This is a genomic window from Pseudomonas uvaldensis (assembly GCF_021271205.1).
Classification (GTDB): Bacteria; Pseudomonadota; Gammaproteobacteria; order Pseudomonadales; family Pseudomonadaceae; genus Aquipseudomonas; species Aquipseudomonas uvaldensis.
The window spans coordinates 15,579-34,378 of record NZ_JAIWKS010000019.1 but is presented as its reverse complement, the minus strand read 5'-3'; the positions used below and the strand labels follow the sequence as shown (position 1 = coordinate 34,378).

The 18,800-nt window shown below is 61.2% G+C and carries 17 protein-coding genes; 9 read left to right on the top strand and 8 right to left on the bottom strand.

The window, feature by feature from the left end; all coding sequences use genetic code 11:
• On the bottom strand, positions 1-2,809 hold a 2,809-nt coding region (locus tag LCU97_RS26175), incomplete at its 3' end, for a non-ribosomal peptide synthetase (RefSeq protein ID WP_232778175.1).
• 365 nt (positions 2,810-3,174) lie between these two features.
• Here LCU97_RS26175 and LCU97_RS26170 point away from each other — a divergent pair.
• The 3 genes from LCU97_RS26170 to LCU97_RS26160 all read left to right on the top strand — a co-directional run bounded on the left by LCU97_RS26170 (position 3,175) and on the right by LCU97_RS26160 (position 6,314).
• Positions 3,175-4,179, top strand: coding sequence for a cupin-like domain-containing protein (locus LCU97_RS26170; RefSeq protein WP_232778174.1), 1,005 nt, complete (start codon positions 3,175-3,177; stop codon positions 4,177-4,179).
• A complete protein-coding gene (locus tag LCU97_RS26165; RefSeq protein WP_232778173.1) occupies positions 4,176-5,546 on the top strand; it encodes an MFS transporter in 1,371 nt (456 codons plus the stop codon). The genes LCU97_RS26170 and LCU97_RS26165 overlap by 4 nt, the downstream gene beginning before the upstream one ends.
• 156 nt (positions 5,547-5,702) lie before the next feature.
• Complete coding sequence (locus tag LCU97_RS26160) at positions 5,703-6,314, top strand: aspartyl/asparaginyl beta-hydroxylase domain-containing protein (RefSeq protein WP_047700989.1); 612 nt, start codon at positions 5,703-5,705, stop codon at positions 6,312-6,314.
• Positions 6,315-6,418: 104 nt separating this feature from the next.
• Here the strand turns inward: LCU97_RS26160 and LCU97_RS26155 are convergent, their stop codons facing one another.
• From LCU97_RS26155 to cynR, 4 genes are all read right to left on the bottom strand, one after another.
• Positions 6,419-7,246 (bottom strand): AraC family transcriptional regulator, encoded by an 828-nt coding sequence (locus LCU97_RS26155; protein WP_053156897.1) that lies wholly within the window; start codon positions 7,244-7,246, stop codon positions 6,419-6,421.
• Positions 7,247-7,254: 8 nt separating this feature from the next.
• Positions 7,255-7,566 (bottom strand): AzlD domain-containing protein, encoded by a 312-nt coding sequence (locus LCU97_RS26150; protein ID WP_053156894.1) that lies wholly within the window; start codon positions 7,564-7,566, stop codon positions 7,255-7,257.
• Complete coding sequence (locus LCU97_RS26145; RefSeq protein WP_232778172.1) at positions 7,563-8,261, bottom strand: AzlC family ABC transporter permease; 699 nt, start codon at positions 8,259-8,261, stop codon at positions 7,563-7,565. The genes LCU97_RS26150 and LCU97_RS26145 overlap by 4 nt, the downstream gene beginning before the upstream one ends.
• 129 nt (positions 8,262-8,390) lie before the next feature.
• Positions 8,391-9,278 carry a transcriptional regulator CynR gene (cynR, locus tag LCU97_RS26140; RefSeq protein ID WP_232778171.1) on the bottom strand — a complete coding sequence of 296 codons (888 nt, stop codon included), beginning with the start codon at positions 9,276-9,278 and terminating at the stop codon, positions 8,391-8,393.
• 110 nt (positions 9,279-9,388) lie between these two features.
• Here cynR and LCU97_RS26135 point away from each other — a divergent pair, with 110 nt between their 5' ends.
• The 4 genes from LCU97_RS26135 to LCU97_RS26120 all read left to right on the top strand — a co-directional run bounded on the left by LCU97_RS26135 (position 9,389) and on the right by LCU97_RS26120 (position 11,477).
• A complete protein-coding gene (locus tag LCU97_RS26135; protein WP_232778170.1) occupies positions 9,389-10,048 on the top strand; it encodes a carbonic anhydrase in 660 nt (219 codons plus the stop codon).
• A 39-nt stretch (positions 10,049-10,087) separates the two neighbouring features.
• Positions 10,088-10,558 (top strand): cyanase, encoded by a 471-nt coding sequence (gene cynS, locus LCU97_RS26130; protein ID WP_232778169.1) that lies wholly within the window; start codon positions 10,088-10,090, stop codon positions 10,556-10,558.
• A 109-nt stretch (positions 10,559-10,667) separates the two neighbouring features.
• Positions 10,668-10,922, top strand: a complete 255-nt coding sequence (locus tag LCU97_RS26125; RefSeq protein WP_232778168.1) for a DUF2790 domain-containing protein — start codon at positions 10,668-10,670, stop codon at positions 10,920-10,922.
• 195 nt (positions 10,923-11,117) lie between these two features.
• Positions 11,118-11,477 (top strand): GFA family protein, encoded by a 360-nt coding sequence (locus LCU97_RS26120; RefSeq protein ID WP_232778167.1) that lies wholly within the window; start codon positions 11,118-11,120, stop codon positions 11,475-11,477.
• A 54-nt stretch (positions 11,478-11,531) separates the two neighbouring features.
• On the opposite strand, the gene syrC is transcribed toward LCU97_RS26120, so the two are convergent.
• The 3 genes from syrC to syrB1 form a co-directional block, all read right to left on the bottom strand.
• Positions 11,532-12,743 carry a syringomycin E biosynthesis aminoacyltransferase SyrC gene (gene syrC, locus LCU97_RS26115; protein WP_232778166.1) on the bottom strand — a complete coding sequence of 404 codons (1,212 nt, stop codon included), beginning with the start codon at positions 12,741-12,743 and terminating at the stop codon, positions 11,532-11,534.
• Positions 12,744-12,804: 61 nt separating this feature from the next.
• Positions 12,805-13,740 (bottom strand): syringomycin E biosynthesis L-threonyl-[L-threonyl-carrier protein] 4-chlorinase SyrB2, encoded by a 936-nt coding sequence (gene syrB2, locus LCU97_RS26110; RefSeq protein ID WP_053156868.1) that lies wholly within the window; start codon positions 13,738-13,740, stop codon positions 12,805-12,807.
• Positions 13,741-13,757: 17 nt separating this feature from the next.
• A complete protein-coding gene (syrB1, locus tag LCU97_RS26105) occupies positions 13,758-15,605 on the bottom strand; it encodes a syringomycin E biosynthesis L-threonine--[L-threonyl-carrier protein] ligase SyrB1 (protein ID WP_053156865.1) in 1,848 nt (615 codons plus the stop codon).
• Between the two features lie 336 nt (positions 15,606-15,941).
• Between syrB1 and LCU97_RS26100 the strand changes: the two genes are divergently transcribed.
• Together LCU97_RS26100 and LCU97_RS26095 are read left to right on the top strand one after the other, a co-directional pair.
• Positions 15,942-16,985, top strand: a complete 1,044-nt coding sequence (locus LCU97_RS26100; protein ID WP_232778165.1) for a TauD/TfdA family dioxygenase — start codon at positions 15,942-15,944, stop codon at positions 16,983-16,985.
• Positions 16,986-17,019: 34 nt separating this feature from the next.
• Positions 17,020-18,717: a cyclic peptide export ABC transporter gene (locus LCU97_RS26095; protein WP_232778164.1), complete on the top strand. Its 1,698-nt coding sequence runs from the start codon at positions 17,020-17,022 to the stop codon at positions 18,715-18,717.
• Positions 18,718-18,800: the final 83 nt, after the last annotated feature.

The following is an 18,800-nucleotide window of genomic DNA, read 5'->3' as shown; positions in this document are numbered from 1 at the left end:
ATGCGCTGCGCAGTTGTTCGGCACTGGCCGGCTCGCCGCAGAGATAGGCCACCAGGCGCTTGCTGTCGGGCTGGCCGGGGCTGTCCTCGCGGGCGATGACCACCACCTCACGGACGCCTGGGCACAACGCCAGGGCCGCTTCGACTTCACCGATTTCGATGCGCAGGCCGCGGATCTTCACCTGAAAGTCATTGCGGCCCAGGTATTCCAGCGCGCCATTGGCCAGCCAGCGGCCCAGGTCGCCGGTCTTGTACAGGCGTGCATTCGGGTCACTGCTGAACGGGTCGGCGATGAAGCGTTCGGCGCTCAGTTCCGGCTGGTTCAGGTAGCCTCGGGCCACGCCGATGCCGCCGATGTGGATTTCCCCGGCGATGCCCAGTGGTTGGGGTTCGCCACGGGCATCGAGCACGTGCATCCGAATGTTGGCGATCGGCTTGCCGATGGGCACGCTTTCACCGGGATCGCTGGGGCGGCAGTGCCAGGCGGTCACGTCGATGGCCGCCTCGGTCGGCCCGTACAGGTTATGTAATTCGACACCGGCCAGTTGACCTTCGAAGCGACGTTGCAGGCTGCGAGGCAGGGCTTCGCCGCTGCACAGCACCCGGCGCAACGCGGGGAAGTCCTGGCTGTCGCGGTGTTCCAGAAACAGGTCGAGCATCGATGGCACGAAATGCATCATCGTAATGCTTGCCTCGCGCATCACGTGCGCCAGGTAATCCGGTTCCTGGTGGCCGCCGGGACGCGCCATGACCAGTTCGGCACCGGCCAGCAGCGGCAGGAAAAACTCCCAGACCGATACATCGAAACCGAACGGGGTTTTCTGCAGGACCCGGTCGCTGGTGTCGACGCCATACTCGTCCCGCGCCCAGAGCAGGCGATTGACCACGCCCAGGTGCTCGTTCATCACCCCTTTGGGCAGGCCGGTGGAACCGGACGTGTAGAGCACATAGGCCAAGTGTTTCGGCGTCAGGCCAAGGACTTGCGGGTCCGGGTTGTGTTCGGGTTGAGCGATACGCTCGTCATCGTCGAGCGCCAGTACCGGCACGTTCATCGATGGCAGGTGTTCGCGCAGCGCCTGGCTGCTCAGCACGGCGCGGGGCGCACTGTCGTCGAGCATGTAGGCCTGGCGAGCGCTCGGCAGGTCCGGGTCGATGGGCACGTAGGCGCCACCGGCCTTGAGGATGCCCAGCAGGGCAACCACCATGTCCGCCCCGCGCCTGAGGCACACGGCCACCCGGTCATCCGGCTTCACGCCGAGTTCGATCAGGCGATGGGCCAACTGGTTGGCCTGGCGGTTGAGCTGGCCGTAATTGAGCAACGGCCCGCCGTCGCCGCGCACCGCGCAGGCTTCCGGGCGCTGTTCGGCCTGCTGCTCGAACAGTTCATGGATCAGCACATTGCGGGGGTAGTCGCGGGTCGTGGCGTTGAAGTCGACTTGCAGGTGGCGCCGCTCGGCCTGGCTCATGAGCGGGAAGCGTCCCACCGGGGTGTCATGATGCTCCAGTACCGCTTCGAGCATCGAGACAATGCGATCTTGCAGGTACCGGGCTTCTTCCAGGCTGAAATAGGCGGTGTTGAAGTTGAAGTCCAGGTGCACGTCTTCGAAAGGATGGTAGTCACGCACGAAGATCGCCATGGGCGTCTGTTCGTAGCCGTTGTCCATGGTGATCACCGTGGACGAGGTGCCACCGAACTGATCGTCCCCGTCCAGGCTTTCGAACGACAGCGAAACATCGAAGAGCTGCCGGCGGCCGGTCTGTGCCAGGCGCAGCAAGCGATTGAGTTCGGCAATCGGGAACCGCTGGTGGCGGTAGCAGCGACGCAATTGACTACCGGCGGTGTTCATCAAGTCCAGCAGCGAAGCATCCGTGTCGACGGGCAGGCGAATCGGGCTGACCGAGGAAAACATCCCTGCGGTTTCCTTGGTGCGAGCGTTGGTGCGGTTGTGCACGGGCATGCCGATGACCATTTCATCGACGCCCACGGTGCGGCAGAAATAGGTGGCGACGACGCTGATCAGCACATGGGCCACCGACAGGCTGCGCTCGCTGGCGAACTGGGTCAGGGCGTTGTACAGCGCCCGGGGCAGCATCGCCTGGACCTGGGCACTGGGGGCCAGCTCATTGGCCTGGCCGGTTTTGAAGTCGGCCCGGCGTTGCAGCAGCGAAGGCGGCAGTTGTGCGTAGGTTTCCTGCCAGAACTCGCGATCACGCTCATAGCGGGACGATTGCAGATAGGCCCGGTCGTCCTCCAGGAACGAGAGATAGGAGTGACCTTCCGGCACTTCCTCGTGACCTGCCAGCAAGCCATTGTAGGCGGCTCCCACAGCGTGACCGATGAGTGCCACGCTGATGCCATCGGCCACCAGGTGATGGTAACGGTTCAGCCAGTAATGACGGTTCGGGCCGCAGCGCACCATGCGTGCTTCCCAGAGTTGACCGGTCAACGACTCGAACGGCTGGCGGAAGGCGTTGCGCAGGTACTCCATGGCCAGGCCAGCGTCGGCTTCGGCCTCGGTGAATTCCACCACCTCCAGCTTGACCTTGACTTCGGGCAAGACCCGTTGGCGACCCATGCCTCCCTCATGGCTGAAGCTCAGACGCAGTGCGTCGTGGTTGTTGGCAACCAGCTCGATGGCTTTCTCGAACAGCGGGATGTCGATCTCGCCCTTGATTTCCAGGGACATGCCGATGTTGTAGTAGGGCAGGTCCGGGTGCGCGATCTGGTCGAGCCAGATGCCCTGCTGGACAGAGGCCAGTTCGTGGGTGGCGCAGTCTTGCGTGGGCAACATTTGGGTCGACGAATCCATTTCGGAGCACCTGCAGGCAGAATCAATTGAGGTTTGTCTCCGTTCGAATGGCGGTGCATGGAGGCCTGGGCGACTGCCAATCGGCGGGATGCAAATAGTTGTGGGCAGGGACATCGGGGCGGGTGGACAGGGGCCTGGTGCGATGGCGTCGTCGCGGGGCGTGTCGTGGCCTTTCGATGGGTCGCATTGCCTTCCGACCGCGCCTGATATCCCTTCACAAGGTGGGAAAAAATTAGAGGATCCGTTGCGCGGTGTCTGTCATGGGAAGCAGGGACAACGGCGGGAAACCGGGCTTTGCGGCGCTTGGGCGTGGTCATGCGACTCTGTTATACCAACGACCCTGAGTGTGCTTGCGAGGGTCTGAAATGCCATTGATCGCCGAATCGGATCGCCCGGTATCCAAGTTCTGGAGCCTGTCCCGTTTTCCCAATCATCCCCATGCGGGCGCGGTCGAAGTGATCGATGCGCTGGTGATTTCCAAGGAGGATTTCACCCGCCGCTACGTCAATCGCAACCGCCCCTGCCTGATCAAGAATGCGGTGCGGCACTGGCCGGCGTTTCACAAGTGGAATCGCCTGGACTACCTCAAGGCTCACTCGCGCAACCAGGCGGTGGTGGTCCGTTCGCAAATCGTCTCCGAGGTCATTGGCTGGTCCAATCCAAAGGTCAAGGCCGAGCTGACCGAGTACGCCAATACGGTCTATCGGGAAATGCCGTTCCACGAATTTCTCGACAACCTGTGCGAAGGCGATGGGCCGCTGGTGGCCGACAGCTGTCGCTTCTCCGAGGGCTCGGCCATCGAGCCGATGAAAGAGGACGTGGGCGGCTTGCCGTTCATGCCGCAGTTGGGCAAGTCCCGGGCCTATCCGTCCCATCGCAGTTTCCTGTACCGCAACTCCTACACCGATTGGCACTTTCACGTGACCGACGAGACGTTCATGGCTCAGGTGGTGGGGGCCAAGGAGGTCTTGCTGCTGCCGCCGGACGAGACCAGTTGGCGGGCGCTGCGGCCGGTGATCGAAGAGGCGGGCTACCTGTATGACATCGACACCGGGCGGTTTCCCGGTACGCGCGATCTGCATGCCCTGCGCACGGTGGTGGAGCCGGGCGATGCGCTGTACATCCCGGTCTACTGGTGGCATGCGGTGCAGTCGATGGACGACGCGTTCGGCGCCACGGTCGCGGCGACGTTCCCGACGCCCCTGCACGTCAGTGGCGACATCAGCTCGCCCATCGCTCGGCGGGTGTTGCGCACCTATCTGTTCTCCCGATACGCGCCCCTGGTCTTCGGTGCGGTGGTGTATTCCCTCGCCTATCGGCTGATGAGCAAGCTGATCGGTGTCGCCACGCCGCGCGACGTGCGCACATGAGCCTGGTGGGTGGCCGTCGGGGATTCGATCTGGGGCGGGGGTTTTATTTCCTCTGGTGCGGCGAGTCGTTGGCCGTAGTAGGCACGGCACTGATGGAGTTCGCGTTGGGTGTGTGGGTGTATACCCACACCGGCTCGGCGGTGGCGTTCGCCAACGTGGTGCTGGCGGCGACGTTGCCGGCGGTGTTGTTCCTGCCGCTGGCGGGAGGGCTGGCCGACCGGATCAGCCACCGGGTCATCATTGTCTGCTGCGACGTGAGCCTGGCCGTGTTGCTGCTGGGGGTCATGGCGTTGCTGTGGTACGAGCGCCTGGAGCCTTTGCATCTGTATGTCTTCAACTGCCTGGCCTCGATCGTCGGGGCCTTCCGCAAGCCGGCGTACCAGGCTGCCGTGAGCACGATCGTCGCTCCCGACAAATTCACCCGGGCCTCCGGCCTGGTCAGCATCAGCAAGAACGCCTCGGCCCTGGTGGCGCCGCTGCTGGCGGGGGCGATCATGGCGAAGGCGGGGCTGGTGACGATCCTGGCGGTGGACCTGCTGACGTTCTGCTCCGGCACGTTGCTGGTCATCAAGGCGTTCTCCCACGCGCGGGTGGCTTCGGTCCATCACGACAGCGCCGCCAAAGGCAGTGTGTTTGGAGGCGCCCTGGGCAATATCGCCGCAGCACTGAGGTTCTTCGCCGCCGAGCGGCTGATGGCCGGGCTGTTGGTGTACACCATGATGCGCGGCGCGGTGTTGGCCCTGGCGACCTTGATGATGACGCCATTGCTGCTGTCGACCTTGGGCAGCCAGACCCTGGGGATGGCCTATACCTGGGCCGCCCTGGGTGGCCTGGCCGGGGCGGGGTTGCTGATTTCCATGGGCAATCCCAGGCGATTGATGGCGCTGGTGGCGGGGGCCGATCTGCTCCTGGCCGGGTGCGTCATCGCCTTGGGCGTGGTCTCGCACGCTGTTGCCTACTGTGCTCTGGCTTTCATCGCGATCACCATGGCGAGCATCGCCGATGCCAGCGTGAACTCGCTGTGGATGCGTCGGATTCCCGCTGGCAGCCGCGCCAGTGTCTTTGCCTTGATCAGCATGTTGACCATCGCGGGTACCAGCCTGTCTGTCATCGTCGGTGGCTTCCTGGTTGACCATTGGTTCCAGCCGGCGCTGATGCCGGGTGGCCTGTATGCCGATTCGATCGGACGTTGGCTCGGCGTAGGGCCGGGGCGTGGCGTCGGCCTGCTATTCGTGGTAGCCGGCGCGTTGTTCGCGCTGCTGCCCTTGAGTGTCCTGCTCTACGGGCCGATGCGGCGCCTGGACGAATCGCCGACCCACGGGACCGTCGTCTCAGTGGCCGCCAACCCCCAGGTCGAGCCCCTGTAATGCCTGGCCTGGCGTGCTGTACCGGATTCCCGTGACAGACAGGCCAGGCCCGGTGGGTCAACCTTTGCAGACGCTTCTGCCGCCCGTTTCCGGACGGACAGGACGGTATCGCCACCTCATCGGAATCCACAACCCCCACCTAGAAAAGGAGCATCTATGCGCCCGTCGTTTTATGATTCCAGCCGTTTTCCGCACCTGAAGAACCTTGCCGATAACTGGGAGGTGATCCGTGAAGAATTCCTGGCCCTCGACGCACCGACCCTGACCATCAACCGCGTGGGCAAGTCGATCACCGAAATCGTCGATGAAGTCACCGCGCACATGGAGGCCGGCGGCGAATATGGCTGGCTCTGGGGCTGGGGGGATGACATGGACGTCATGCCGGAGTGGACTCAATATGGCCTGGTCGCCTATGACACGCCGATTCCCTACGCCCGCGCCGCCATGCCCGGGACCATCGATCTGTTGAGCAAGATCCCCGGGATCAAGCTCTGCGCCTTGCTGCGGATGGAGCCCAACGTCTTCCTCGGTACCCACTCCCATACCGGCACCTGGGAAGAAGGCCTGTTGCACATGCAACTGACCATCGATGCGCCGACCACCCAGAACTACGCCTATCTCAATGTCAATGGCAGCTTCAACCAGAGCACCAACGGCAACCTGGTGATCTTCGACGGCTCTCTCGACCACTTTGCCGTCAATGCTTCCCGGGCTCACCGTACCGTGCTTTATCTTGAGTTCTATCGCGAGAAGCACATGGCGGCATGAGGGCCCACCTGGTTGGGCGGGTGCAAGTCTGCTCGTGGAAGGTGGGTGTCAGCCGACGTCATCGCGAGCAGGCTTTCCGTTGAAATGGGAACGTCGTCCCTGCATTACCTCATCATGGCAGACCGGTAAGCACCCGGTCCTATGCCAAAAGCCTGTTTGAACTGCCTGGTGAGATGGCTTTGATCAGCAAAGCCGAGTTCCGCGGCAACCCTTGATGGCGCAATGCCTTGCTTCAACAACACTTGTGCACACGCCAGGCGCTTTTGCGTGACCCAGCTATGGGGAGGCAGGCCGGTCGCTTTGCGAAACACCCGGGCAAAGTGAAAAGGAGACAGACCGACGCCAGAGGCAAGCTCCTCAAGCGAAGGGGGAAACGCCAGGCGCTCAAGCAGTATTTCCCTGGCTCTGCGCACCGCTACAGGCTCCTTCCCGGGCGTAGCGACCGGACCGATCCCGGCATGCCGCTGGAACAGCATCAGCGCGGCTTCCCTCCAGGCGGTTTGCTGCAGCAATGCCGAGGCCTCATGTTCTGCAAACGAATGAACGTTACTGAACGCACGCGCCACTTGTGAGTCGGTCACGACGCTGCTGATAAAGCGGGGGGAGCCGTTGAAGCGTATCTCCAGCTCAGCCATGACCTCGGCAAGCTGCGTCAAGGTGGGGTAAAAACCTCGGTAGCGCCATCCCTCATGGTGGGCGGTGGCACCGGTATGCAGCTCGTCCGGATTGATCAGGACCACGGAACCGATGGGGGCAACGTGTTCACTGCCTCGATGCCGAAACCGCTGCGCCCCCGACTCGATGACCGAGATGACAAAACTGTCGTGAACGTGAGGGGTGAAGCGTTGCTGGTAGTATTGAGCGTGCAGCAACTCCACGCCGCCCAGGCTTGAGGCTTGCCAGAAACGCGTGTTTTCAATCTTGCTGGCCACGGTTCACCTCAGAGCATTGACCTGAACAGGTAGAAACAGCCCATGCTGATCAGGACGCTCGTCAGTACCCGTCCCGTCCAGAGCATGAGAACCATGGTGCAGAGCCCACCCAGCAAATACGGGTTCAAGACGCTCAGGCTCAGCGTATGGCCTGGCAGGAAGATGATGGGCCCGCAGATCGCCGTCAGCATCCCTGGCACCGCGAAGGAAAGGAAATCCCGGATGCCATGGCCCAGTCTAAACGGTAAGCGTGGCTCCAGAAACAGGTAGCGGTTGAGGAAGACAATCACCCCCATCCCAGCGATAACGGCGAGGATCATGAGCGCCCCTCCAGTAACCGCTTGCAGACGAAACCCGCCGTCATGCCAGCCAACCCCGACACCACCAGCGCAGACTCCCAATGCCAATAACTGAGCAGCACCGAGCAGGTAAGGGATACGAGCACGCACACTGTCGTCGGGACCGATTTCACCGCAGGGGTGACCAACGCGATGAAGGTTGCAGCGATGGAAAACTCCAACCCGAGCGACTCAAGGTTCGGAATGCGCTTGCCCAACAGGATCCCTGCCAGGGTGAACAGATTCCACGCCAGGTAAAAGCTGAGGCCGACCCCCAGCGCAAACCAACGGCTGAACGTCTTTTGATCATACTGGCTGTTCAGTGCGAAAAACTCGTCGGTCAGAAGAAAGCCGAGGCCTATTCTCCATCGCGAAGACAGCGAGGACAGGGTGGCGCGCATGTGCAAACCGTAAAGCAGGTGCTGCGACGTCAAAAGAAGGGTCGTCACAAGAATCGAGGACAGGCTGGCCCCTGTCTTGATCATGCCAATGGCGACGAGCTGGGCGGCACCGGCGAAAACGATGGCCGAGAAGCCTTGGCTTTCCAGAGGCGTCATCTGGGCATCGATCGCCAATGAGCCAACCAGCAAGCCCCAGGGCGCACAGGCCAGGGACAATGGAATCACAGCCATCGAGCCTTTGCAGAAGGCTTGATAAGGTGAAAGGGTGGAATCCATGAGCGGTGCACATCGATGATGAACGGGATTTCAGCATCTTGGATTGTGCGGCTGCCGTATTGAACGATCTTGCTGTTTGGGGGCGTTGGGTGCTTGGGCGCGCAATCCTCAGCGAAGTCGCGCACAGCCTCACTCATCAAGATCGCTGGAGACTTCCTTAGCCAGCTCAATGAAAACCCGCACCGCCGCGCTCAGAAAGGCGTCCTTTCGCCGCATTAGAACGGCGGTTCGCTGCAAGCGTTCTGGCTCCAGGGTAATTGCCACCAGATCATCATGGGCCAACGCGATTTTGGCAGGCAATAACGTCGACAGATTCGTCCGACGAACGATTTCGATCACTGCGCCGAGCGCATTGGCCTCCATCAGCACTTGGGGGCGAATCTCGTGTATGCGGCAGTAGCGGTCGATTTGTTCGCGAGTGGCAAACTCTGTACTGAGCAGGACCAGAGACTCGGCACTCAGGTCCTGCAATCCAATGGAACGTTCCTCGGCCAGGCGGTGCTTGCGGTTCACCACTAAAGCCAGGGTTTCTTTCAGCAAGGGGACGGCCTCGATATCCGGCGTATTTATTTCATCGAACGCGATCCCCAAGTCCAGTTCGCCTGCCAAAAGCAGCTCCTCGATGCGCTCCTGGGAGATCTCTTTCAGGTTGAGGGTGATTTTGGGGTACCGGCTGTGGAATGCCTCGATCAGCGGCCCAACCAGATAGGTCGTGAACGTCGGTGTCACGGCTACGCGTAATGAGCCACGGCTGAGGTCGCTCACGTCATGGATGGCGCTTTTGGCTTCCCGTAATTGCTGATAGGCACGACGCGCATAGAGAAGATAGACATCTCCGGCATCAGTCAAACGCGTTGTGCGTCCTGAGCGGTCGAACAACTGGGCTCCAAGGCTCTCTTCCAGCTGTTTTACCTGCTGCGAAAGGGCTGGCTGAGATACGTGCAGCGCCGCAGCCGCCTTCGTGAAGCTGAGGTGTTCCGCGACCGCAAGGAAATACTGAATGTGTCGAGCGAGCATGGCTTAATTCATAAGGTAATCTGATCTACAGCATAATAAATGAGACTTTTACCTTATGTAATGCGTTGCTTAATCTTTGTCTCACACCCAGCGACACTGAGACAGCAACCATGAAAGCGATCATCGACGGTTTTCTGAAATTCCAACAAAACGCCTTCCCTGAGCGGGTCAAACTGTTCAAGGACCTGGCCAACCAGCAGAGCCCAAAAGCACTGTTCATCTCTTGTTCTGACAGCCGACTGGTACCTGAGCTGGTCACCCAGCGCGAGCCTGGCGATCTGTTTGTCATCCGCAACGCCGGCAATATCGTGCCTTCCTATGGCCCGGAGCCGGGCGGGGTTTCGGCCTCCGTCGAATATGCGGTCGCCGGACTCGGCGTCGCGGACATAGTGATTTGCGGCCACTCCGATTGCGGCGCGATGACCGCCATCGCCACCTGCAAGTGCCTGGACCACATGCCCGCCGTGGCCGGCTGGTTGCGGTACGCGGACTCCGCCAAGGTTGTTAACGAAGCTCGCAAACACCCGGATCAGCCAACCAAAGTCGCTTCCATGGTGCGCGAAAACGTCATCGCGCAACTGACCAATATCCAGACACACCCATCCGTTCGCCTGGCTCTTGAAGAGGGCCGAGTGACCCTGCATGGCTGGATCTATGACATCGGAAGCGGGCGTATCGACGCCTTCGATGGCAGCACCGGGGCCTTCGTGTCCCTCGCAGAGAACCCCCATGTTTACGCTGTTTCCCAACAACCCAGGCACGTCGCCTGAAACCTTTGCCTGCATTTTTACCTGACCAGGAGATTCATCGTGATCCAGACCCAAGCTACCCGCACCGCTCGCCAGGAACTGACCGAGACCATCATTTTGGCCAAGGCTCGCAAAGACCTCTCATTCGCCGAGATTGTTGAAGGCACCGGCCTGTCCGAAGCTTTCGTGACAGCAGCCCTGCTTGGCCAGCACCCATTGCCATCTGACGCCGCAAATGTCGTGGGCAGGAAGCTCGACCTTGATGCTGACCAAATCGCTTTGCTGCAAACGATGCCAATTCGCGGCAGCTTTTTTGACGGCGTACCGTCCGACCCTACCATCTACCGTTTCTACGAGATGATGTCGGTATACGGCACCACCCTCAAAGCGCTGGTTCACGAAAAGTTCGGCGACGGCATCATCAGCGCTATCAACTTCAAACTGGACATCAAGAAAGTCGAAGATCCGGAGGGCGGTCACCGCGCCGTCATCACCCTGGATGGCAAATATCTGCCTACCAAGCCTTTCTGATGTAACTCAGCCCGGCGTCTGACGGCGCCCGGGCTATCCCCGACTTTTATTACGGCTGAGCACCGCTTACGTGCTTTGGCTCTTTCACGTCCACGATAAGGTGATTGCTATGAAACTGTTACTCGTTTTATTCCTGGGCTGCTTTGGTTCTGTCGCTATGGCCGATGAGCAGGCGACTAAGACCGCACGGATTACAGTCGAGCCCTATCGGTATTCTCAGAACCTGGATATCGCCCACGTTGTGGCGATTACACAGATACCCGATGTCTGCGCTGTAGTGCCGATACAGATGACTTATGATGATTCCAAGGGCGACCGGCACATCATGGAGTATCACGTTATGGGGAATGGCTGCACGAACTGATCCAGCATCGACACATCTGCCTGATGCCCAGTGGTGGCATCAGGGGCGGGAACTACCCGCACGCGGGCGTTCGTTCCCCAGGGCCCGGTTGTGGGAGTAAGCGTTAAGCTGGTCATCATGCTCAGGTGAGAATAGCGCGGTGGACAATCCACTACGATGAGACGGCGAACTCACGACAATGGAGACATACCCACGATGAACTACACGGGCGCCTGTCACTGTGGAGCGGTTGGCTTCGCTTTTGAGGCCGAACTTGAAGAGCTGATCAGTTGCGACTGTTCGCTGTGCAGCAAGCGCAATGCGTTGATGGCTACGGTGCCACGGGAGCATTTTTGCATTACCCGTGGTCAGGACGCATTACGTCTGTATCGCTGGAACAGCGGCGTGGCCCAGCATTACTTTTGCGGTACGTGCGGTATCTATGTCTACCATCGACGTCGCAGTAATCCTGAGGTTCTCAGCGTCAATGCGTGCTGTATCGATGGATTGGATTACCAGGCGCTGCCATTGCGTCGTGTCGATGGCAAGAGTCGAAGCTTGATCAGCCCACCTTGAGCGAGATGGAGTGCCGACTTCAAGGGTCGACACCCCAGGTTTCAAGCCCCAGCCTCAGACAGCCACTGACTCCAGCGTCGACTCAAGGAATTGGAACGCGGTCTGTTTCGAACGGTGGGTCGATTCGAAAAATGCCAGGTGACTGCCATTGCTTTCCACATGCAGCAGGGCGGCGCTGATGGACTCGGCGATGCGCTGGGAACCACCGATGTGGGTGGTTTCATCGGCATCACCGGCCACCACCAGCGTCGGTACGGTAATGCGTTCCAGCTTGGATTGCAGCTCGGTCTTGTTCAACGCATCGTTGAGCCGCGCATAACGGTAGAACAGCTCCTCGTTGACGTAGGGGTAGAGCGCTGCATGGGCAATCGAGTCCGGGATGGTCGCCAGTGTCGCCTGGTCCAGGAACAACGCTTGCAGGTCGCTGGCCTCGTTGCGGTCGACAGCGGCCGACTCCATCAGCCATTCGAAGTTCTGCTGGTGAGCGGTGCGCAGGCTGTTGTCGCCCAGGTTGTAATCGCCGTGCCACAGGCTCAGGGAACTCACCCGCTCGGGGTGGATGGCGGCGGCGCTCAACGCGATCACCGCGCCGCCGCAGATACCCATCAGGTGCGCGCTGGACAGTCCGAAGTGGTTCATCACGTTGATCAGGTCGCCGACCTGAGCGTCGGTGTCCACCGACAGTTGATCGAACGAGGTGCAAGACCCGAACAGCCCCCGGGTTTCCCAGGTGACCACGAAGAACCGCTCGCTCAGTGCATTGAACCAGTCGCGGCACAGATCGAAAGGCATGCCGCAGGGCAGGGCCAGGACAATGGCCGGGCGCTGCCGGTCGATACTGGCATGGACCGACAACGCGACGTTGTCTCGGGTGATGAGGTGCACGGTTTCAACCTCTGGCACCGCACCACTGAAATCGAAGTGTCTGACCAGGCGCCCGAAGTCCCTGACACTGTCGAACTCGTCGAAGTGGTCGTAGGAATAATCCAGCGCCTGGCAGATTTTCTTGCTGATAAACATCTCGAAGGACGACAGCTGCGCCTCGCCATCATGCACGTATTGCACGGCTTTGACGCCGATGCGTGCGAAGGCGGCGCTGACCGCCCGTTCCGTGGCTCTCACGCTGGGTGAGGCCTGGTCAGGTGACGGTTCATTTGCCCGAGCGAGGAAGCTCAGGCAAATGGGATCGGGCAGATGGATGGCAAGGTGCCTAAGCATCCTCACGGTCTCGCACAGGCGCGTGGCTGCGTCGGTGGAAATAGTCATGGATTGGGGGACTCCTGTCAGGCACGTTGCTCATGCCAACTGTCGTATGGCACTGAAAAAATCAGACCGCTTCGAATTTCTTGCCTCGGGTGGTGTGGGTGACCAGGCGGTTGTAGGACGGGGTCTGGTCGCCGATCACCTGGACCGCGCCGTATTTCTCAAGGCTGATGCGACCGCCGTACTCCTCGATGTGATCGGAGTCCGGGTAGATCTTCACGAAGGACGGAACGTAACGGGACGCAAAGCCCATGCGCATGTCCTGGGTCTCACCGCTATGGGGGTAGGAGGCGTGCATCAGTGTCGACCAGAAAATGATGAACTGGCCGGCCTTCATCTGCATGGGCACGGCGGCGGATTCGTCGGGCTTGAAGTTCTCGTCGATCTGCAGCTGGCGATAGTCGTAGCCGAAGAACCCGCGGCGTACCCCATCCTTGACCACCGAACTGTTGTTGGCATCGGGATCGTAGGCCATGCGCTTGGTTTCATCGTAGTTCATGCTGTTCTGGGTGCCGGGGATGAATTGCAGGCAGCCATTGGCGATGTTGGCGTCGGTAAAGGCGGTCCAGACGGTAATGGTACCGCCGAAATCCTCGTTCTCCGGCCAGAGGATCTGCGGCTTGCCCGAGGCGTTGGCGAAGGTATCGGCCTGGTGCCAGTCGGTGCCTTCGTCGCCCGGGTATTTGGGGAAGAACTCGGTGCGCCAGCACAGCACATCCGGGCCGAGGATGCTTTCGACGCGGTCGCAGATTTCAGGACGGCAGATGTGGCTGGCGAGGAAATCGTCATCCAGGTGGCGATCGTAGTTGGCGATGTTGGTGCCGGCGGAAATCGCATCCAGATCCTGGTAGGCGGCAGCGCTACGGTCGAGCAGGCGCAGGCGGGTACGTTTCCAGGCTTCCTTCATTTCTTCTGGCGAATAGGCGTCGAAAGGTCCGATAAAACCGTTCTTCTCGAAGGACGCGCGTTCTTCGGGGGTCAGGGCGAATTTCTTGCTCATGGGCTTTTCCTTTTCAGTCAATGGGCTTGGACAAGGGAGCGCTGGATGCAATCGGCCAACACCTTGGCGGTCGCGCCGTTAGCCAGCACACCCGGGTCCAGGTTGACCTGGTAGTGGGCCTTGAAGGTGCTCAGGGAGCGGATCAGGGCCAGGGAGGTACCGCCGAAGTCGAAGAAGTCATCGTTCAAGCCGATGTTCTTCAGGCCAAGGTCCTGGGACCAGACCTTGAGCACGAACTGCTCCTGTTCGGTGAGGCCCGCTTCGTCTGCGTGCTGCACGGTGGCGGCGACCGAGTCGGGGGAGGGCAGGCGTTGCTTGTCGATCTTGCCGTGGGCGGTCACCGGCAGTTGCGCCAGGGGAATGTAGGCCGAGGGGCGCATATAGTCCGGCAGGCTGGCGGCCACCAGGGCGGCGACTTCGCTGCGGGTCTGTTCGGTCCAGGCCTGTACGCCCTGGGTTGGCACCACATAGGTGACCAGGCGCCAGTCGCCATTACCGTAATCATGACCGGCGACGTGGGCGGCTGCCACGGCCGGGCTGGTTTGCAGGCAGGCTTCGACTTCGCCCGGCTCGATGCGGAAACCGCGGATCTTCAGTTGCTCATCGCAACGGCCAGCGTAACGGTATTCACCATCATCGCCCAATACCACCAGGTCTCCGGTGCGATAGGCGCGACCTGGACGATCAGGCAATTGCACGAAACGCTCGGCGTTCAAGGCCGGACGGTTCAGGTAGCCCAGTGCGACACCGGCGCCTTCGATGTACAGCTCCCCGGCGGTGCCCTGGGGCACGGGTTGCCGGTCGGCGTCGAGCAGGTTCAGGTGCCAGCCATCCAGGGGCGCACCGATGGACACCATGGCGGCGCTTTCGAGGTCCTGGCCCAGCACGCGCTTGAACGTGGTGTGGACGGTGGCCTCGGTGATGCCGTACATGTTGATCAGCGCAGGCTTCTGGTCGCCATGACGTTCCACCCAGGGACGCAACACCGTGGCCGGCAGCGCCTCGCCGCCGAACACCACGTAGCGTAGCGCCAACGGTGCGCCGGGCTGACGGTCGGCTTCGTCGAGGCCACGGAAGGCCGAAGGGGTCTGGCTCAGGACGGTTACGCCCTGGTCGACGAGCCATTGGCGCATGGCCGCTGGCGAACGGGACACGTCGTAAGGCACCACGGCAACGTGACCGCCATGGGCCAGGGCGCCCCAGATTTCCCACACCGAGAAGTCGAAGCCGATGGAGTGGAACATCGACCAGACGTCCTGCTCGTTGAAAGCGTATTCACGTTGGGTGCTTTCCAGCAGGCGGCTGACGTTGCCGTGGGCCACCAGTACACCCTTGGGTTCACCGGTGGAGCCGGAGGTATAGATCACGTAGGCCACCGAGCTGTCGGGGTTGCGGCGGTCCACGTCGCTCAAAGGTTCCAGGGTCGGGCCGGCCAGCAGGTCGGCGAGCGACAGGACACGCAGGGACGGAGACCGGGGCAGGTCGGCGAGCTCACCGATCAGCAGGCTCATGCCGCTGTCGCGCACGATGTGTTCGACGCGCTTGCCGGGGTACTGGGGATCGACCGGGACGTAGGCGCCGCCGGCCTTGAGGATGCCCAGCAGGCTGATGACCAGATCGACGCTGCGCGCCAGGCACATCCCGACCAGCATGCCGTCCTTGACGCCTTCCTGGCGAAGACGGGCGGCCAACTGCGACGAAGCCGCATCGAGTTGCGCATAACTCAACGAACGCGTGGCGTCTGAAACCGCCGTTCGCTCGGGAAACTCACGGGCCCGGGCGGTGAAGATTTCATGCAGGAATGCACCGGGCGTGAGGGGGGCTGGCGCGGGGTAGACCGATCCGCCAGTGTTCTTAATCGGCATGACTAACGCTCCTGTTAATTGCCAGGTGCAGCGTATTTGCGCGTTTGCGAAAACCGTTGCACTCGAGACGTCACTGCGGCCCACGGGATCGTTTGATGCGCCTGTGCGATTCGCAGCTGCCGCATTTCAGCACCGAGTCCGTGCCGGCGTCTGTCGCGGGAAATGGGGACAAATCGCTTTGGGCGGAACGCAGCGCCAAGGTGCGTCGGGTCTGTCCCGGTTTGCGGTGCCAGACATCCCGCCGGATCAATGTTTTTATCCTTGCCCGACAGCGGGGCGTATAGGTTTTGCCCCATACGACGTGGATCCGAGGGGTCCGTGGTTCAGGAGTCATTCATGAGTCTTCACACAAACACTGCGTCCACCACGAGCGACGAATCGTTGCTCGATGCGGACTTCGACGGGGCGGTCAGGCTGTCGCTGCTTGCCGACGGATCGAATCTGCCGGTGGTCATCGAACCTGTCGACCCCGGGCTGGATCCGTCGGCGTGGGCCGGTCGTCATCGCGAGGCCATCGAGGCGTTACTGTGTCGTCATGGTGCGGTGCTGTTTCGCGGTTTCGACCTCGCCTCGGTACCCGCCTTCGAAGCGTTCGCCGAGGCGCTGTCGCCGGGACTGCATGGCAGCTACGGTGACTTGCCGAAGAAGGAGGGCGGACGCAACGTCTATCGCTCCACGCCTTATCCCGAACGGGAAATGATCCTGTACCACAACGAGAGCTCGCACCTGGAAAGCTGGCCGCGCAAGCAGTGGTTTTACTGCGAGCAGCCTTCGCGGGTGGGGGGCGCCACGCCACTGGCTGACATTCGACAGGTGCTGCAGCGTTTGCCGGCCGAGGTGGTGGCACGCTTCGAACAAAAAGGGCTGATGTACAGCCGCACGTTCACGGCCGGGGTCGAGCCGAGCTGGGAGTCGTTCTTCGGCACCACTGACCGCGCAGCCGTCGAACAGCGTTGCCGGGAGCAGGGCACCGATTTCGAATGGCTCGACCACGACACGCTCCAGGTCCGTACCCTCTGTCCGGCGGTGATCCGTCATCCCGTGACCGGCGAACCGGCGTTTTTCAACCAGGTACAGCTGCACCATCCGTTCTGCCTTGGCGAAGAGATGCGCGAGGACCTGCTCGACATGTTCGGCGCCGACCGGCTGCCGCGCATGGTCAGTTATGGCGATGGCACGCCCATCGAGGACGACGTCATGGCGTTGGTCGGCGACATCTACGAGGCCTGCGCCGTCCGTTTCGCCTGGCGCAAGGGCGATGTCGTGATGCTCGACAACATGTTGGCAGCCCATGCACGGGATCCGTACGAAGAGCCACGGTTGATCGTCGTGGCCATGGGCGAGATGACCGCCAGGGGCGACGTCTGGCAACCGGCGTGAGCCATCGCGTGACTCCATTCGAGGACAGCAACCCATGAAAGACCAGAAAGCGAAGAAAACCCGGCCGGGTTCGGTCATGCGCCTGCTGTGGCGCAACCATCCCTGGCTGACGCTCTTCACCTTGATTTGCGGTGTCATCAGCGGGGTCGCGTCCATCGCGGTGGTGAGTGTGATCAACCAGGCGATCCATAACGATGGGTCACGCCTGGAGGCCTTGTACTGGTTCGTCGGTCTCAGCGCGACGGCGCTGATCCTGCGTAACGGCGCGGCGTTGTTCCCGGCTTACGCGAGCATGCGGATCATGACGCGGTTGCGCATCGCGCTGTGCCGCAAGATCCTCGCAACGCCGCTTGAAGAGGTGGACCGGCGTGGCCCTCCCAACGTGCTGACCATGCTGACCAATGACATCCCACAACTGAATACGACACTGGTGGTGATGCCCACGGTACTGGTGGAAATGACGGTGTTCCTGTTCGGCATCGCTTACCTGGCGTACCTGTCATGGGTGGTCCTGGCCTTGACGGTTTCGCTGATGATCCTGGGGGTGGGTCTTTACCTGTTCTTCTTCGCCAGCGGCGTCAGGTCCACCAACCGGGTGCGGGACGAGTTCACCGCATTCAACGAGTACACCCATGCGTTGGTGTTCGGCCTCAAGGAACTGAAGCTCAACGGCATCCGTCGCCGTTGGTTCGGCCGCTCCGCCATCGAAGCCTCTTCGACTCGGGTGGCGCGCTACAACTTCGTCGAGCGCCTGTGGTACACCGCCGCCGACAACGTTGGCCAGTTCACCTTGTCATTGCTGATTGGTTGCCTGTTGTTTGCCGCGCCACTGGTCAGTGCGGTCGATCCGAAGGTGATGACGGCCAGCGTGCTGGCGGTGCTCTACATCATGGGGCCTCTCTCGCTGCTGGTGGGGGCGATGCCGGTGCTGGCGGCGGGGCGTGTCGCCTGCACCCGTCTCGCCGAGTTCGGTTTTGCGATCAACGATCCGCACCCGGATCCCGTCGTGGCCGAAACGTCGAAAGTGCACCTGCTTGAGCACAAGAAGTCCTGGGACAGCATCGAGTTGAAAAGCGTACAGATGCATTATCACGACGTGCAGGCCGACAGCGGATTCTCCCTGGGCCCTATCGACCTGACGGTGCAGTCGGGCGAGTTGATCTACATCGTCGGCGGCAACGGCTGCGGTAAAAGCACCCTGGCCAAGGTGCTCTGCGGGCTCTACATCCCGCAAAGTGGCGAGGTGCTGCTTGATGGGGTCGCCATCACCGATGAAAGCCGCAGTGACTACCGCGATCTGTTTTCCGCGGTGTTCTCCGACTTCCATTTGTTCAATCGCTTGATCGGTCCGGACGAAGAGGACGGCAACCCGGTCCTGGCGAGCAAGTATCTGGAAACCCTCGGGCTGGCCGACAAGATCAAGATCGAAGGACTCGGTTACTCCACCCTGAAGGCATTGTCCTATGGCCAGCAGAAACGCTTGGCCCTGGTGTGCGCGTATATGGAGGATCGCCCGGTCTACGTGCTCGACGAATGGGCCGCCGACCAAGACCCGCCGTTCAAGAAATTCTTCTACGAGGAATTGCTGCCCGAGCTCAAGCGCCGCGGCAAGACGGTGTTGATCATTACCCATGATGATCAGTATTTCCAGCTGGCCGATCGCATCATCAAGTTGGCGGACGGGCAGATCGTTTCCGATGTCAACTGCGCCATTCGCGACAAGCGAGCCTGAATGAGTGCCCCCGGATTGTCCTCCGGCCGGCGATGTTGTCGCGACGAGCCCTGCGCAAACCTTTGAAAGGCGCCTGACCTGAC

Excerpts from the sequence above, each read along its gene's own strand:
- LCU97_RS26170 (WP_232778174.1), top strand. The coding sequence starts at position 3,175 with ATGCCATTGATCGCCGAATCGGATCGCCCGGTATCCAAGTTCTGGAGC.
- LCU97_RS26165 (WP_232778173.1), top strand. The coding sequence starts at position 4,176 with ATGAGCCTGGTGGGTGGCCGTCGGGGATTCGATCTGGGGCGGGGGTTT.
- LCU97_RS26160 (WP_047700989.1), top strand. The coding sequence starts at position 5,703 with ATGCGCCCGTCGTTTTATGATTCCAGCCGTTTTCCGCACCTGAAGAAC.
- LCU97_RS26150 (WP_053156894.1), bottom strand. The coding sequence starts at position 7,566 with ATGATCCTCGCCGTTATCGCTGGGATGGGGGTGATTGTCTTCCTCAAC.
- LCU97_RS26145 (WP_232778172.1), bottom strand. The coding sequence starts at position 8,261 with ATGGATTCCACCCTTTCACCTTATCAAGCCTTCTGCAAAGGCTCGATG.
- cynR (WP_232778171.1), bottom strand. The coding sequence starts at position 9,278 with ATGCTCGCTCGACACATTCAGTATTTCCTTGCGGTCGCGGAACACCTC.
- LCU97_RS26135 (WP_232778170.1), top strand. The coding sequence starts at position 9,389 with ATGAAAGCGATCATCGACGGTTTTCTGAAATTCCAACAAAACGCCTTC.
- LCU97_RS26125 (WP_232778168.1), top strand. The coding sequence starts at position 10,668 with ATGAAACTGTTACTCGTTTTATTCCTGGGCTGCTTTGGTTCTGTCGCT.
- LCU97_RS26120 (WP_232778167.1), top strand. The coding sequence starts at position 11,118 with ATGAACTACACGGGCGCCTGTCACTGTGGAGCGGTTGGCTTCGCTTTT.
- syrC (WP_232778166.1), bottom strand. The coding sequence starts at position 12,743 with ATGACTATTTCCACCGACGCAGCCACGCGCCTGTGCGAGACCGTGAGG.
- syrB2 (WP_053156868.1), bottom strand. The coding sequence starts at position 13,740 with ATGAGCAAGAAATTCGCCCTGACCCCCGAAGAACGCGCGTCCTTCGAG.
- syrB1 (WP_053156865.1), bottom strand. The coding sequence starts at position 15,605 with ATGCCGATTAAGAACACTGGCGGATCGGTCTACCCCGCGCCAGCCCCC.
- LCU97_RS26100 (WP_232778165.1), top strand. The coding sequence starts at position 15,942 with ATGAGTCTTCACACAAACACTGCGTCCACCACGAGCGACGAATCGTTG.
- LCU97_RS26095 (WP_232778164.1), top strand. The coding sequence starts at position 17,020 with ATGAAAGACCAGAAAGCGAAGAAAACCCGGCCGGGTTCGGTCATGCGC.